5 protein-coding genes are annotated in these 18,271 nt (G+C 39.6%); 1 reads left to right on the top strand and 4 read right to left on the bottom strand.

The features are described from left to right. Window positions 1-58: 58 nt before the first annotated feature. Window positions 59-14,740, bottom strand: coding sequence for a hypothetical protein (locus tag ACFBZI_RS10510; RefSeq protein ID WP_375716065.1), 14,682 nt, complete (start codon window positions 14,738-14,740; stop codon window positions 59-61). Window positions 14,741-15,065: 325 nt separating this feature from the next. Here ACFBZI_RS10510 and ACFBZI_RS10505 point away from each other — a divergent pair, with 325 nt between their 5' ends. Beyond that, window positions 15,066-15,377 carry a hypothetical protein gene (locus tag ACFBZI_RS10505; protein WP_375716066.1) on the top strand — a complete coding sequence of 104 codons (312 nt, stop codon included), beginning with the start codon at window positions 15,066-15,068 and terminating at the stop codon, window positions 15,375-15,377. A 1-nt stretch (window position 15,378) separates the two neighbouring features. Here the strand turns inward: ACFBZI_RS10505 and ACFBZI_RS10500 are convergent, their stop codons facing one another. From ACFBZI_RS10500 to ACFBZI_RS10490, 3 genes are all read right to left on the bottom strand, one after another. Beyond that, the gene (locus ACFBZI_RS10500; RefSeq protein WP_375716067.1) at window positions 15,379-17,283 is read right to left on the bottom strand and encodes a hypothetical protein; all 1,905 of its coding nucleotides are present in this window, start codon (window positions 17,281-17,283) and stop codon (window positions 15,379-15,381) included. Next, window positions 17,283-18,056 (bottom strand): hypothetical protein, encoded by a 774-nt coding sequence (locus tag ACFBZI_RS10495; RefSeq protein WP_375716068.1) that lies wholly within the window; start codon window positions 18,054-18,056, stop codon window positions 17,283-17,285. The genes ACFBZI_RS10500 and ACFBZI_RS10495 overlap by 1 nt, the downstream gene beginning before the upstream one ends. A 29-nt stretch (window positions 18,057-18,085) precedes the next feature. Then, window positions 18,086-18,271, bottom strand: a 186-nt coding sequence (locus ACFBZI_RS10490) for a hypothetical protein (RefSeq protein WP_375716354.1), incomplete at its 5' end; no start/stop codon positions are given.

The following is an 18,271-nucleotide window of genomic DNA, read 5'->3' as shown; positions in this document are numbered from 1 at the left end:
TATTTTGTGTAGTTAGACTAATAAACCCCAGACATTGCATCTGGGGTTTATCATTTAATTATCTTAACAACTGAAACAGTGGTAGTTCACCAATACCATCAAAGATAGTCAATGCACCTTCACCCAAATGGATACCCCCAGCAAATGGACTTAAAATCCCGGGATAAGGTGTCAGCCACTCAAACAGATAATGCTGTGCCAGTGTCTGACCACCATTGAGATGCAGCTGTCTAGCCAATGCTCTTTGGAAGCGTAAACTGAACTTACTAAACATCACAAAACCAAGGTCATTCATTGTTTGTAAGGTTCTTGATGTAGGTAAGTCATAGTTAATAAATGCTTCTTGAGCAGCGATAATACCATCTTCAAATGCCCTTGCTTTGGATTTACCTTGCTTTAATGCTTTGGCTTCTATATGTTTAGCCAGTGCATATTTAGCAGCCACATCAGAAAACTGTGTTGCTTCAGCCAGTAGCTTATATGCCTTAGTATCAGGGTGAACCAAAGCAACTTTCAGTACTTTTGCAGCAGGTTCTGGAATCTTATCTTCAATATCTTCCAGTGTCTGTTCAAACTTGGACTTAAAAGTTTTAGTCTGTGTACTAGTATCCACATCTTCAGTAATGGTACTGACCAGACCAGCTTGCATATACTTGTGCATACCACTGGATTCTAGCTGATTTTCCAGTACTTTGATTTGCTGACTTAGCTTAGCAATGGTTTGTTTATCCTGTGGATTGGTAGCCAATAACTGTACTTCCAATTGGCGTTTTTGTTTATCCAGTTGCGTATAGTTACGCCCTTCTTTCCAAGCATAGAATGTATGTTTAGCCACTTGTGTGGGTGATAGTCCTTGGTTTAGTAGCATAAGCATATTGGCTAAGATATTAAAAGCCAGTACTTTAATAGAACGAATAACAATCATGTTCTTAGCAGTCTTAGCAAACCAAGTCCACACTTCATAATGAGAGCCTGCTTTGTTTCTGGCTTTATTACCGTAGATAGATTTGTACAAAATGGTCATGATGGTTTCTAAAGCATTACGCTCACCTGATGCTTTATCAAACATCTCAGCGATAGAATACGCCTTAAAGCCAAATACAGTATTAAATACATCAGAGCGGATAAGAATTGGTTTACCTACCCCAAATTGTCTTTCCATCTCTGTTCTAAATGCGTATGGTAGTAGTCTATAAATCTCTTCCATCTTAGGGTCTAGACTGTTAGGGTCTAGTACCGTATAAGCAAATGAGTTCTTTTGACTACCATCTTTGGCATCTGTTGCTAGCTGTTTAGCCAGCTCTTGCTGTAAGGCTCTAATCTCAGGACTGGCTGCTAAGTTGGCATTCATCGTGCCTAGTAGCTCATCAAATCGCATATCACGGCTAAGCAGCATATCACGAGTACTGCCAGTCATCTCATACTGATAATGGGTTAATAAACCATTAGCATCAGTTACAGCGACCAAGTTATTACCAGCTTCTGTTCTTGGGTCATAAGACTTGGCATTGATGGTATTGGCTTGTTCCCAGCGATACTGTTCCATCTGCTGTGCGACACGATTTAGCTCTGCACTGTCATTTTGATAATCATATACCACAAAACCTTTATGATGGGTATCTTTCATCTCCAATGCCCCTGTTACACGGCGTTGTGATGCGTATTCAGTATTCACCATCAGATAGCGACCATCTGTATTATCAAAGCTATCTTGACCCATAGGTATATCCATGACCAGCTCATAACCTTCTTGTAGCTTATCTGCAATCTCAGCTTGCGTTACCGAGATAACATCAGTATATGGGCTTAGGATACTAGGTACATAGCCTTTGTTATAGCTTAGAGCATTGTACTTAAACTCTTCTTTGGATTGAGCTACCATGGCTTGACTAAAGCGTAGTGTTGCTAGCAGTGCTTGGCTTTCTGTTTCTACCAGTTTTGTAACCTTTTGCATATACTTAGCATCTACATAGTTCAGTGAGTCCAGTGATACCAGCTCATCAATCACAGCCAGTAAGTCAGGATTGACATTCTCAAGTTCAGTCTTGTAACGAGTACCTGTAAAGGAAGCAATAGACGCAGAGTCTTTAACCATACCTTTGACAGTGGTTTCTGTTGCCATGTAATAACCCAGTTTTTTGATAGACACACGCAGATAATTTAGCTTCACTGGGTCTGATTCATATTGAGCCAGTTTATTGTACAAATCATCATAGCGTTTTTGACGATAATCAGCATCTGTAACCAAACGCAAAACATCTTTATCACTATGAGTATCTAACAATGCTTGAGCATCTGTCTTTAACAGCACACGAGTAATGGCAACTTTGACATCATCTGTGATGGCTTGTGGGTTCTTAAATACTTTATTTAATACTTGTATCACATCGTTCTTGATAGCCACACGGTCTTGTTGGACTTTGTTATTCAAGCGGCTGATATGCTCTACCACATGACCAATGCCATAGTTACCCCTTAGCTCATACAGTACTTGCTTGACTTCAGCAACCAATCCTTTTAGTTTGGGTGGGGCTATTAACTCTGTAAAACCAAGATAACCATCAAACAGTAAATTACTAGCATCTGAATACTCTTGAGATGCACTAAACTTACTACCATCTTTATAACGGATATTACGCCCATCAGCAAATTTATCATAGCCATCATGACCATTTTTGATTACCTTATTAACTCGCTTGTATGCCTTAAATCCTTCAGCAATCTCATGATTACCAGTCTTATCCAGACCATCAATCACTGCATCAGTAGCCACATCAGCCGTTTTATCAAAGGCTTTATTAACCAGATTCATCATCGCTCCATAGGTATTTGCCCAAGCATTATCCAGCTTATTGATATGATGCAGGCGTGATGACACATCAATCTGCACCAGCTTAGTCAGCATCTTATCCAAGCCTTCTGTGGTAGTCTGTGCATTACCCAGATATTTACTTTCTAGGATATGACTGGCTTTATACCAAGCATTCATGGCTTTATCAAACCATGAGTTATTCTCTGCTTGTTTTTTATCCAATGCTTGCTCTAGTCTTTGGCGTAGATTTTCAGAAGTTAAAGCCAGTGATACCACATGAGCAATCTGTGTATTAGCACTCACATCAGCTTTACTGCTCATTAAGGCTTTGTACTGCTTATCATAAATGGCTTGTACATCAGCACTGACTGTATGATAATCAGCAAACAAATCTTCTACTGTACTGATATTCTTAGTAATCTGACCATAGATTTTACGGATTTGGTTTACCGCTTCTGTATCAGCATGGGCATTTAATAAAGTAGATAACATATAAGATACCATCAGATGAGCATGAGCTTCTTTGGCAGATAAACCAAACAAACCATGGTCTGCTTCTTCAAACAGTTTATTTAAGTTCTTATCTACCGCTGTCTGATGCTCTGTGGCTAGAGCATCATAAAACGGTGTATAAACACTTGCCCATAGGTTATTTAACCGCTCATTATGTTGTGATGAGATGCTGTTATCTTGGATATTCTCATAGACTTGCTTGGCAGACTGATGCTCAGTTTCTTCCATCACTCGTGAAAATAACGAGAGTTGCTCTTGTACTTGGCTACGAGTATCCGTAGGTCTGTCTTGGGTCATCAAAGCATAGACCACTTGAGCAAAACCAGCATAACCTTTGTCTTCTGGTTTTAAACCAAGCATATGCAATGCACTGTTAATAAATGCCTTAAAGCGTGCTGTCAAGCCAGTGTTGTTCAGCTGTACATTCTTACCCACGCCTGCATTGATGATACGCATCACCACTGGCTCTGTCATACCATAAGCAATGAACTCACTTAACGCATAGTTTGTGCCGTTGGCTTTGTCATCTTTAGCCATAGACTGTAATAATCCCATATAAGCAGCAGCTTCAGGATAGGCTGTATCCAGTGCTTTTTGATTGGCTTTATAATAAGCCAGTACTGACCGTAACATACCTTGTAGTGTATGTATGTGCTTTTGGCTTTGTTGGGTTGGGTTTAGAATATGCTGTTCTGTCAGAGCATGGATAATCTCATGGTGCAGTACCTTTTGGTTAATCTCATCACCATGGACTTTGCTATCATGATAGATAGTAATGGTATGGTTAGTGGTATCATATCTACCACTTGCAGGGTTGCCATCATAGTCTGTCAATGGTTCATCAGTAATAATCACAGTTATATCATTCTCACCATCATCTTTACTAATAAGCTCATGCAGTAGCTCAGCCATAGCTGCATCAGGGTTATTGGTACTGTCAGATACACTTTGTAAATAGCTGGTAAGCAATTCACTGGCTGACTCATGACGCAGTTCTGATGATGTGGCTGGTGTATTTACTTTGGTAGATTCTTGTACACTATCTTTTCTAAGCCCATCTAACTTATCTTGTACCGCTTGCAGTCTTTCTTGTGTTTGTTTGGCAACTTTAGCGTGTGCATCTTTATCTGCTTGGGTTGGTGTATAAGCACCAAACTCACCTGCATATTGATGTATCTTATTGACTTTATCCAGTGTCGCTAAGTTGGTATATACCACATGAGCCACATGGTTATAAGTAGATTGTAGTGTGCTTAGCTTAGCTCCGTCAAAGGCAAGTGCCTTATCTAGCTTACCATCAGCCACTGCTTTTTGTACATTAACCAGTGCATCAACCAAAGTCTCTAAGACTTCCAGTTGCCCTTGATAATGTAGCAGTGCATGATAAGTTGCTTGGTTTTGTAGCTGCGTCATTTGGATATGATTATCTACTGCACCAATGTTCGCATCGTGGATATTGACATTGACACGCTTACCTTCACTCATGGTATATGATGAGATATAACTATCCAGACTTTGCGTCATAGACGCATTAGCACGCAGGATAAACTCCGTCAGTACTTGTCTTCTGACTGGTGATGCTGTACTTGTACCTTGCAGTTTACCCAGTTGGTTTATCATATAAAACGCATTGCTGGTTAGATTTTCACCACCATCAGCAGTATCACTGATTAAGTTTTCTTTGAAATCTGCAATCTGCAATGCACCTTGTCTTTCACCACTTTCACGGCTATACAGCGTATTGATATTAGGCTGTACCAGCTGTAACCATGGTGTAATGATATGCTCTTGGATATACGCATTAGGTAAGCCAGTATAAGCCAGTTCTTTTTCAGCCTGTGTTTTCGCATCAGCTACACTCATGCCTTGCTCTACATACTTAGCAGCTTGTTGCTCAAGGTAGTTATCTTTAGCAGTTGTCTCAAGCTCATCAAAAGTAGCATTAGCCAAGTCAAAAATATCTGTCAGCATACCCAGATTGACATCACGAGATGCGATATAGCTTTCTTCGTATTGAGTTAGCTGGGTATTTAAATACTTAGCTGCTGTTTGCTGATAGCCTTGTTGTAGCTCACCCAGTGATTTATCATCAAACCAATAATCCAACAAATCACTGATTTGTAGATTGTCATTAATCACCAAGTATCTGCGACTGTCTTTATGATGCTGATAAACCAAATCATTAGGGTGTTTATCCATCATTTGAGCATAGATGGTATGACGCTCTTTGATTTGTTGTAATAGCCCATAATAAGCGTTGTTATACTCATACTGGTTTATCTCACCATTATGTAGCTGCTGTTTTAGTTTATTTTCTTTTTTAACCATATCTTCCATAAATGAAATCTGGTCATCTAAGAACTTATCAAAAGTAGAACGAGCCGTTGCTGCCAAGCCAGCACCATAGTTAAATGGTACAAGTACAGACTTAGCCGCACTACGCTTATACAGACTGTCATGAATACTGATAACACGGTCTAATAGCTGATGCTCTGCTTGTATCCTTTTGATGACGCTAGCGACATTCCAACCTTTTTCTTTGGCTCTAGAGATGGCTTGTTGCAACTGACTTTCTTTATAAGCGGCTATCTGCTGTGCATCAACAGTACGGTCTTTAAAGCCAGTATAATAATCCCCCAGTGTACTGTCATGACGAGCTTGTTGGTAGTTTTCATATTGGCTTTGATTAAGAAATAGTCCAGTACGATTGAGTAGTGTTGCATCATAAGTACCATTCCAAAAGTGAGCCAAGAATGCACCGTTGTTCAAGCCATCAGAGCTTAAGCCCAGTGTAGTAGTTAGGCTACTGTCTTTATTTTCCAGTGCAGACTGTAGCTGACTAAACTCTACCAAAGCTCTTACTGATGAGCCTTGCATATCCATCTCATCTACCACAGCTTTGATAGCGTCCATTTGCGTATCTGTAATGCTATCACCAGCAGTTACTTGTTGCATGGCTTTGATACCAGCTTGTACATGGTCTTGACGCATATAAGCCAATAAAGCAGGAACAAACACATAAGCAGGTAGCTTATCTACCGTAAAGCCTTCTGTAAAGATGTTAGGATAATTATCCGCTACCCATCGTTTTACAAAGTCTTCTGTACCTTCAGCATTCTCACCAATGGCTTTGATAAAAAACAGCAGTGATAGCTCATCTTTGGTTAAGTGTTCAGGTTGTAGCTTTTGTTGCTGCTGAGCCAGTTTTTGTTGTAGTGATTGAATGGTAGATTGACCATCTTTATTTTGTAGCTTAATCGTTACCTTAAAGTTATCCAAGTCTGCAATCGCACGATGCAGTTTAGATGACTGAATATTAAACACATTAGAGTTTAAGTGCATACGGCTGTTACCAGCCATAAACATCTTATCCCAAAACTTGCGTTCACCATTTTCATCAGCAGTGATACCAGCGATAAAGTTTAGAGCATTTTTCCAATCACGCTGTATCCCTTCAACTTTACTATAAAAGCTATCATGTTTGGTTTTATGTAGTTTATCTACTTGCTCAGCAGTATACCCTGCTCCAATCATCAGTAGGAATTTACCTTGATGCTGCTGTGCTAATGCTGTCATTGCTTGCCATACAGTTTCATTGACCACCATGGCTTCTTGCTGTGCTTTAGCCACACGCTTGGCTTGTAGGCTGGTTACTTTAGCCACAGTACGCTTAATCTTAGTCTTAACATCATCTGCTCTAGGTGGCTTAAGTAGTGGTACTCTGGTTGCTGATGCCCCACCCATGATTTGTTTTAAGAACCCTAGCGTACCTGTTTTGGTTTGGATAATCTGATTGACACGCTGATTGGTTTGTTTACCGTTTATATTAGTAAATGAAATAAAGTGTACTGTACCATGCTCTGAGATACTGCTATTTAATCGTGCATTGTGCTTAGCTCTTTCAGCAGCGTTGGTGTTATCAGTGTTATCAGTGTTATCTTCTTTAGGGTCTAATTGCTCTTGTAGTTTTATGTGATTCTCTAGGTGTTGTTTACTAGAGATACTGTGAATATGGATTAAATCCGCTGCTTGCATGGCAGCAATTGCCCAGTTACCTAAGGCTGAATACAAGCGAGAATCCAGCTCAATAGAGCCTTGTTCTACGCTCTTAATGTTCAGTGTCTGAGCGATACGCTTACCCAGTGCATCAGCTTCTAAGGTCTGAATGCGTCCAATATAACGATAAGTTTCATAAACTTCTTGGGGTAAGCTAATACGCTTACGGTCATCAGCATCTGTGATACCCAATAATGAGAACACATCATCAAAGGTATTTTGTTGCTGTTCACCATAGCTTAGGATATAGTCATAGATAGCATAGCTGATAGCGTCTAAGGTATTGGTATCAAATGCACCTTCTTGACCCAGATAACTTGCCAGTGATTTGTATTCGTACAATTCATTGGACTTATTATGTACTTGGTTTAGATACTCACGCATTTGTCCTGCGAATAGTACAAAGTCTTCTAACTGATTAATCTGTGCTTTATCAGGTACAATATCCAATCCCAGTTTTAGGGCTGCTTTGACTGGATTTAATAGCAGTTTTTCTAAGTAGTTGGGGATACTGGATAATGGCTTATGTTTGCTTTGCTCTTGGTCAAAATGAGCCTTTAAGACATTTCTAGCACTGACCCCTTTTTCTTGGTCGTCTTTAGTAATGATGATTGGCTTAGCCAGTTCACTGGTACGCTCATCTTCTGTGGTATCTTTAAATACAGTCATCTTAGCATCTTGTGATGCTTCAAAGCTAACATTGTCATCTAGCACAGAGATGATGGTTAGCTGACCCACATTCTCAAGTAAGGATTCGTAAGCCGTTTGCTGCTTTGGATTTAAACCAAAGAACTTAGCCAAGCTATTCATCAGCTTTTTATAGGCAGTATTAAAGATACCTTTTTTAGACTTGGTACTTGGTTTGGTATCTGTATCTGTTGTCATTGGTGTTTGTTTTAAGAACGCTTTGACATCAGTATCCATCATCATAGATAGCAGTGCCGTAGGACTGGTAGATGCTTGGATTAACTTGGTTCTTAGCTCATCGCTGATATGCTCATTATCCTGTGCTTGACGGATTTTTTGACGCATGGCAAATAAGATTTGCTTAAGCTGTTCATTCAGCTCACCCAATTTAATCAAATGCTTAAAGTCATCAATACTGGTCAATTCATTTTCTTCAGTGCTATGACCGTCTTTAATGGCTTTTAGAGCGTCTTTAGCATTGGCTACATCATCAGGGTGTACCAGCTCCATCTCACTTGCTACACGCTGTATGGTGAGCTGTACGAGCTGTTTGGTAACATCTCTAATCATGTTATTACTGTGCTGACTGACATAGATGGTTTTGCTATCACGAGTCTTAGGTGCATTGTTTTTACTATATATCACCACTTTGATATTTGGGTGATGGCTTACCAATGTTTGTAGCAGTGCAAAGTTTTCTAGTACATCAGCAGATACTTTGTCTTTATTGGCTGCGATATATTCAGCCATAGTTTCTACTAGGTCTAGTACTTTGACGGCTTTATCTACCCACTGTGGTTTATAGCGTACAGGGGTATTACTTGGCTTGTCTGTATTTATACGAGCAGATAAACCAGTCAGATTGGTTTCTTTGATACGAGCGTTTCTATTACGGTTAATAGGAATGCTTGAGTTACGACTTACCTTTTGTTCAAATTGAGCGTTATTTGGTGTCTGGCTTGCTGTGCTGGTAGCAGCAGCAGATTGAGTCGTAGGTTTATCTGTTACTGGCTCTTGCTTAGCTTGTTCTTGCTTATGTACAGTATCATCAGACTTGGTTGTACTACTTGCTACACTGTCTGTTGCTTTTACTTGGTTTGTACCAGTATCTTGTTGTTTGGTTTGCTCAGTTTGTTCTGTATTAGATACTTGCTTATCTGCTTGGGATTGAGCGTGTTTCTGTGCTTGTACAGTGTCAGTGTTAGTATCAGTACTGGTACTAGTAGCTGTATCAGTTACTCCTTGCTCTTGGTTTACCACAGTATCATTAACTACATTATCTAAGCCAGTAGATTGATTAGTCTGTGCTACTGGTTTGATAGGTGCAGTGTATGGATTACCATTGATACTAAACTGTGCTTGCTGGCTACCATCAGCATTGGTAGTGATACCATCTAGTGTCAGATTAGGCTGGGTATCTGTACGGTTCAGGTATTCATCATAATCTGTACCAGCTCTTTGGGTTAGCTCATTATCTGCATCTAAGCCAAGCTCACCTACCATCTGCTCAAAGCTGTCATAGGACTTGCTTTGTGGTGGTAGTGTTGGATTATCTACTGGATTACTCTGTGTATCATTCTGTGCTGGTGTATCAGCGATGACATCACCCAAGCCAGTATCATCAATAGTATTGTCCAAGCCAGTAGATAAGGTATTTGGATTGGTATTAGCGTTAGTATTAGGATTAACCAAGTCATCAAAGACACTTAGGTCATCATCACTCCAGTGTGTATTCTCATCATCAGACCATGTTACCCCAGTAACATCATCTTGTGGGTTACTGTTACTGTTATTGTTATTACCATCACCATTATTATTGGTTTGGTTTAGTCTATCTAGGGCATAGCCAATACCAGTCTCTGTCAGTGAAGCCCCTTTATATTGTGGTGCAAATGCTTGATACTGCTCTTTACCATGTACCGTTGCTGTATAACCTTCCCCATCTAGATAGCTGGTGTAGTCTTGACCATTAGGTAGCTGTCTAGGTACAGATGGATAAAACTCACCATCATTCATCATTGTACCCATGGCTTCTAATACTTGGCTAACTGCTTGCTGTTTTTGTTTAGCAGGTAGGTTGCTATCCAGCTGTAGTTCAGCCAGTGAGTCCAGTACTTGGTTGATTACCCCAATATTTGAGTTCATATACTTTTTGGTATCAGTATAAATCTGTGTATCATTATTTGCCAGTGAAAGCAGTACATCAGCATATTCAGGATTACGAGCCACTGCCACTCTTAGCATATCCATATAACGGTTAGCAGCTTCTGTCAGTGCTGCGGTACGACCTTGTTTTGTACCATCATGCAGTACGCCATAGTTTTCTTGATTGGTAGCCAGAGCAATCTCAGTTCTACGCTTTGACGACTCATCAGTCGCAGTCGTATCCAGTGGATTAAATGGTGTGGATAGTACTCCTTCTTTAATACTACCATCGTCATTGGTGAGTTTTTCATCATCAGCCAAAGCATAACGAGACATTGAAATATGTTGGTATGAGCCATCTTCTTTCTTTTTAGCGACTCTACCCACCCAGTAGGTATTATCCAGATTCTGATTATTAACACGGCTTTGATAAGAAGTATAGTTACCTGCTACATATTGCCCCACTTGTCTGTGCTTAGTTACAGTGATGGTTTCATTACGATTACCCAAGCCTTGTACTTCTTGGGTATTGGTTGCTACTGGTGCAGTATCTACTGGTGTCGTAGGTGTATTTGTAGCGACTGATACATCATTGACCTGTTGATTGTACTTAGGTGTTTGCTGGTTTTGTACCGCCACATCAGTATCTGTATTGATGATGGGGTCAGCTGTAGGCTGTGCCTGTGGTGCTGTTTGTGTTTGTTGTACAGCTTGCTTGTGCTGGCTTTCTACATCTTTGATAGTATCTAGTATCGTGGTAGTTTCGCCTTGTACACCCAGTGATTTTAGGCTTAAGCTCTCTACGGTAGGCATATTGTTATGGTTTAGAATATCATCATAAGCCAGTTTCACATCATTGATATGACCTGCTTCTGTGATAAGCCCATTCACCAGTGCTTTAGAATATTTACCAATCTTTAATGCACCCAGCTCTACACGCTGCTCATCAGTCAGTTCACCTTTACGGTAGATGCCCCAGTCATTATTATCTTTATTACGAGCGATGATTAGCTCTTCACCTGTTTGCTGTGCCAGTTGGAATGCTCTTTGAGCTGTGATGGCTTTATTACTATGACTTTCATTCCAATTGGTTAAGAACCCATAATACCGCTGGAATGTACTGGTATCAGTAATATTAGCTTCTGAACCAATAGACTGCTGCAGATAGGTAATATAGTCTTTTAAACCAATATAAGAATCTTGAGCCTTAGCACCTTTTTTACCAATGTAGATTTCTTTTTTGACTTGTGTAGCCAGTTTAGGGTCATGGATTTTCTTAAGGTGTCTGACTGTTTCTAGCTGTTTTTCATCTAGGATTTGGTACTTTTCTAGGTCATTGATTTCATCATCAGTCAGTAGATGAGCATATCGTAGTGTCTGATGAAATGCTTGCGTACGAGCTTGTGCTACCTGCTGTGGGTCAGCTTGACTAATCGCTGTACTGATGGCATCTGCATCAGGTTCATGTACTTGATTGGCTTGTGCTTGGCTTTGTTGTAGCTGTGCTTGTAGCTCTTGTAGTTGTGCTTGCTGTTCATCTACTTGCTGTTGTAGCTTAGCTCTTTTGGCTTCATTCTCTTCTTGCTCTATTTCAGCCAGTAGTTGATTGATTTGGTTTTGGGTATTGTCTACCGCTTGGGTATCTACACTACCATTATACTGACCACTACCTTCTGTGATGGTAGTAATTTTACCTTCATCAAAAAACCCTTCTTGTGTACTGATACCTTTTGCAACTAGAGCAAGTTCAGCATCTGTCATATCCTTGAACTTTTTATTTCTAGGTAATTTAGATACATCAGTAACTGTATTGGAATATGTACCAGCACTCTCTCCGTGCTTATTTACACCAGTTTTAGTATCAGCCCCTAAGTAGCTAATAGAAAAGTCATTAATCGTTTTATTGGCAAGACCTTTTCTTAACAAATCATCTAGAGCGGCTTTCCCTGCATCTAGTGTAGGGAATACGGCTAGCTTAACGTCATTAACACCTTCTGTCCAACCAATAGCACCAAACCTTTTGGCTCTATTCCCATAAACCAATGCCCCGGGATTGTTGTTACGCCATGCAGCATTACCTTGTCTACTTTCTACACGACCATCAGCATAAGTAACTTCAATGGTCTTATTACCTTTCCAAGTAAACTGAGTAATTGCATTACTGCCATTACCAGTACCGCTTGTAGATACAGTAGTCTGTTGTCTATTGGTATTACCACTGGCTTGTTGGGTAGGTGTAGTAGTAGGTACTGTTGTAGTACCACCTTTTGTACCTGCGTACAGTTGTCTTAGGGCATTAGAGCCATCAGCGTCCATATGAGCCACACGAACTTTGACACCATCACTAAAGGTAATATCCACAAAGTTACCATAACCTTGGCGTTTACCATCTTTACCCTTAGGTGCATCAGTTACTACTTTACTAAACTCTAGATTGGTAACAGTGTATTGTGGATTAATGTACAAGCCACGAGTAGGCTGTCCAGCAAAATGACGAGAGTCAATATCAATACCCACATGACCACCATACGCTCTTTGTGCTCCAAACTTTTGTGCAGGAATCAATGGATAGGCTTTCATACTGTCTGCGATGGTTACGCCATCAGCTCTGACAAAGCGTACTGCATAGTTATTTGGATTAGCACGCTTACCATTAGCGTCCCATGCAGAGATGTCAAAGTGGTCATTACTACCAGCACCAGTTTGTTTACCTTTCTCACCACCAGCAGCATAGCTACCCATGATACCCACTTGCATACCCACTTTAGGGTTATTGGCTTTGGTTACTTGCATACTGTGGTTATAGCCACCACCAGTACTGCCTTGATTGACTGTACCAGTCCCAGTATTTGTACCTGCGACTACGGTTACTTCACTGGCTTTAGCCAGCTCTTCACGGTTCTGCTGGATTCTGCGATAGCTGGGTAAACCAACCACTTGCATAAAGTTATCCCAAGCATCGTATTTACTTTGTTGTGCTTGTTCTTCTTGGGTGATTTGCTGTTTAGCATAGTTGTCATTGAGCTTAGATACCGTTTGTTCACGATACTGTTGTAGCTCTTGCTCTAGCTTGGTTTTTTCATCACCACTGGCATTTTGGATTTGCTCCATTAGGTCAGCGACTTTTTCATTACTTTTTTGTAATGCTGTTTCTTTGGCTTGTTGTGCTGCTGCTTTTTCTTCATCAGTTTTAGCCGTAGCTTCTTTAGCACTGGCATGGGTAAATGCTGTAACAGGGTCATATTTGTCTGAGTCGGGGTTGGTTTTTTCAGTGATGATTTTTTGTGTAGCGTAGTTAATTGCACCACGACCAGCATCACCTATTAAGCCAGTGGCGTATGATGGGGCTGATAAACCAGTGTGCATTAGACCACCAGTAGCTGCACCTAAACCAGTTGCTAATGCGTTTTGGTTTACATCAAATGGTTTTCCACTGCCTTGTTGAGTAAGAAAATCATTAATACCTTCTTGTGATGCTTCTTGTAGTATTTCCTTACCTGCGTCTTTGAGTAAATCCTTAGTACGATTATTAATATTTCTAGCCACTGCTCTCACAGTAGATGGGTTAATGATATTCTCTATCTGTTTATTTACAGGAATAGCTGCTTGTAATACACCTTCAGCCAATCCACCAGCTGTTGCCCAAGCACCTTCTTTATAACCAATACTACCCTTTTCTCTATGAATATCTGCTAGGTTGGTAGCAGCAGCTGTTGTACCTGTGCCTACAGCATTCGCTACACCAGCTGATAAGCCAGTTGCAGCAGTCAAACCCTTACCAATATAGCCGCCTACCAGCATACTAGGTACGGATTGTATAACTTCCCCAGTTGCATAAATAGGGTTTTTGGCAGCGGTATATAATGCAGCAGCTACTTTACCTAGATAAGTTTCTTGACCAGCAACAGCATCTACGACTTCTTGGTCAGACTGCTTCTGATAATCTGAATAATCCCCAAAAGTATCTTTTTTAAATGTATCAATATCTTGACGATTTATACCTGTAACGGCTGATAGTGCTTGGTGAGTTTGTCCTGAATATAATGGATTATCTGTCCATACTTTAGCCGCATTTTTATAATCACCATGGGTAAGATAAGCAGTAGAAATAAATTGTTTTTGTGCAGTATCTAATGCAATACCACCTACTGTTACCGCACTATCTATCAAACTGTCTGTACCATCTACCAATTTTCTACCCCAATCTCCCCAGACATCATTATCAACATGGGGAGTTAGGTGTTTAATTTGATTGACTGGTACAGGTGCATCACTAGATGCACGGTTCATGACACTGTATAAACCTGCTGCAGCTCTAGCAGCTTCTTTGTCAAGATAATCTTGTTTTTGTTGTTGCCTTATTTGCTGCTCTTCTTGATAACTTGGTAATCCATAAGTAGCACGAAACTTATTTGCCGCTGCATACACCGTAGCCGCAGGGTTGCTGGTTTGGTTTTGTTCTCGTGCTTTTTCTACATGATTATGTTGTCTAAGAATGCGTAAAGCGATGCTATCAAAATCAGTCATAACAGTTCCTTAAGTGAATAAATTCAGACAAATTTTAGTTTAACTGTTATGATTATCAGATAGGTAATTTATAAGTAACCGCCGCTGGCGGTGTTGTGAGTGGGTTTATAGAGTTATGTTCAGTTACAAAAAATTTTTTGAATAATATAAATCACTTAGTTAATTTTTAAATTTAAGGGTCTTGACAAGATTTATCAAAAACCAGTACTCTATTATTATACTACTTAAGTTATTTTATTTTATTTAATTTTTAAGCCAAACCCACCAAACCGCAGAATGCGGTTATTTCTTTTTATTTACTATTAGTTTAATTATAATCCGTAGAATGCAGAAACTATATAAAGTACTAATTACCATAGCTATTATGCTTACTGTGTATTTCTTATCTTTTGCAATAGGACCTTTACCTGCAGTATTGATTGTGGGTGCATCAGTCTGGCTTTACGAAAAACTATCGCCAGCAAATGATAAAAATACTGACTCACCTAAGCAAGTCAGTAAGTATGTAATGGTTCATACAGTTGATAATAAATCAGATACTTACACTTTACGCTGGTGGTTAGATACTGCGTTACCTTTAGCTATTCTAATAGGATTATGTATATTAAATTGCTTAGCAGTAATCTTTAAATCTTAACCTACTTAAAAAGTTTTTGAATCCAGCTTAGTGGTTCAGTAGCTACTGCTACTGCAGTACCTACTGCTCTATTCATCAGACTATTAGGTTGTGAGTTTTTTGTAGGGTTATTTCCTTTTTCTGTAGCCAAAGCCTTTGCCATATCTTGTGTTGGTGGTGCTTTGCCTGCATAATTAGGTAAATTAACCGCAGTATTAACAACAGGCGTAGACGCATTGATAGCGTCCCTATAATCTTTAGGTAGTAGGTCTATCAGTACTTCCCCATTCTTTTGTTTTGTTGTAAATAGCTTTTTATTATTGATGACATACTGGGTAGGGGTAACACCCAGTACTTCAGAAACCATGTTAATATGATTTACCAAATTATCTGATGCTGTTCTACGCATCAGATTTTTAAAGTCTTTACGACCTTCTGTGATGGTTTTTTGGATTTTTGCGTCCAAGTCCTTAACTTCAGTCGCTTTACTACTAAGCCACCCTTTTTCATACGGGATTAGTTCACCATTAGCAATGGCAGTAAGCAGGATAATTTTATCACTCTCAGGCAATTTACTAACCTGTTGTTGCCATTTTTCTGCTGCCCCTTCAGGCATACTCTTTAAAGCACTAATACCTTTTTGTCCAGTAGATGTTGCTTTAAAATCGGTATAACTCATAGGCTTATTATTATAGCCACGATTACCAAAATCCACCAAAGTATTAACGACAGCAATACCACGAGTTATCGCTTTGTCTGGGTTTATTTTACCATTAGTCATATAAGCAGCTTGGTATGCCTCACCAATATTATAAGTATTTAGGACACTCTTTGCATCTGCTCTGGACTCTTTTTGTTCAGGAGTTTCATGACCACCTCCACCATTACCTGATGGATTAGTAGCTTTATAAGCTTCAATAGCAACTTTATCTTGGGCTACTATTCCCTGTATTTTTAGAGCTTCAATTCTGGCTTTATCAAGTGCTAATCTTGACTCAAACTCTTGATTGCTTTGTGCATACTTTTCAAGACCTTGCAGTACACGGCTGTTAATATTATTATCACCTAAAATTTTGATAAGACTACTATGACTCTGGTTTAAAGCCAGTTTGTCTTTTTCAAATTTTTCACCCAATTCTTTTTGTTTATCTTTATTACCATCAGCTTTTGCATAGTTTGTTTTAAATTCACTTTCTAGTGCGTCCAGCTTTTTGGTATAAACCAAAAATTCAGGTAAGGCGTTACTAGCAGCAATATCATAAAAACCACCCTGAGCTTTATAAAAATCAGTTTGATTGGTTAAGTGATTTGTTTGACTGTTTAGTATCCCTTCTGTAACTCTATTTCGTAGGTTAGTAGGGATACTGGCATCAAAATCAGTGTATAGTTTTAAAGCATCTTCATAGGCTTGTTTTTCTTTATCAGTCGCTTTTTCGTAATCTACTGGGGTCAATTGCCCAACCAAATTAGAAAGATAGATTGATGTCTGTACCGCAGTATTAACATCGTCCGTTTCTTTCTTCTGATTATAATCAATCTTATTACTATTCAAGCGTAACTCATTTATGCCCCTATCCAACAAAGTATCTCTACGCTTATCACCATAGCCTAGGATACCTGCTGTTGTCTTAGCACTAGCACCACCAATGTCCTTAAACGCATCAGTAGTCAGTGTATTAATCACATCAGTGGATAGTGGACTATTTAACACTTCCGCAGGCATCGCATCTATCACCTTTTGTACTTCATTGGCTTTGTGTGCCTGTGCTGTGTCAAATACTCCTTGGACTTCTTTATTCAGATTGTCCCAGACCTTTTGTTGGTTTTCTGCATACTTAAATGCCGCATCAATGGCATGACTGGCATCTATGTCTTTGACTTGTTCCCATCTAGGGTAATTGGTAAAAATATTTTCAGTACTCATCATTATGCTCCGTATTTATTCAGATATTCACCCACAGTCAATGGACGAGTTTGTGTACCATTATTATTGGCATTGTAGTAAGCCAGTTTATAGCGTTGTCTGTCTTCTAGTTGAGCATTATAATTACGCCGCATGGCTTCCCAGTTACGGTTATTGTTCATGATATTATGGTTTAGCTCTTGTTTTGCCATCTTCATGGCTTTACGGTTATTTAAGGCTGTCATGATATTACTGATGGTATTACCAATCATACTAATCTTTTCAGCAGCACTCAGAGCCTTGACATTGTTACTACCAGTTTCAGTAGCATTAAATACACTATTACCAATTGCACTACCCCACGCTGTTTGACCAAATCGTGTGCCATTATATTTATCACGCAAAAGCTGACCTATTGTTTGTCTGCTATTGTTACCGTTATTAATACCATTATTAGATACCTGTACCACATTAGCAGGACTGGTAGTAGCTAAGGTAGGTGTATTAGATACGGTTACTGTGGGTGTATCCAGTGCCAGTACATTAGATGTTGGTGAATAGGCAAAGGGTTTTAATGTACCAGCCAGCTTAGTATTTGCTGTTGTTGTTGGGAAGTTTGACCAGTCTGCCCAGTTATCATTAGTATCTAAAAGTTTTAGACTACCATCAGCCATGGTAAATCTAGGTGCATTCTGTCCATACAGTGCCTTTAGTCTATCCCCCACTGTGGGTGTTGTTACTGCTACTGTGGTTTCTGATGGGTCTACATAAAATGGATTATCTACGATTTCTGCCATGGGTTATCTCCTTAGGCTGGTTTGAGTGGTTAGGTGATTAATAAGACATCTTCTACTTCTTGAGTAATGTCCCTAACTTCCTGTATAGGCTGTCGTTTGGTATATAAGCCATCAGACAGATGACTGATTAAGCCATGTGAGATACCTATCACATTGAAGTTATTGTGTCTAGCATACATCATTTCAGGGGTTTCAAATAAGTTTATCTGTGGCTT

Source organism: Moraxella marmotae (genome assembly GCF_042219885.1).
Lineage (GTDB): Bacteria > Pseudomonadota > Gammaproteobacteria > Pseudomonadales > Moraxellaceae > Moraxella > Moraxella marmotae.
Note: the sequence above shows the minus strand (reverse complement) of the source record. Positions and strands in the feature narration are given on the sequence as shown.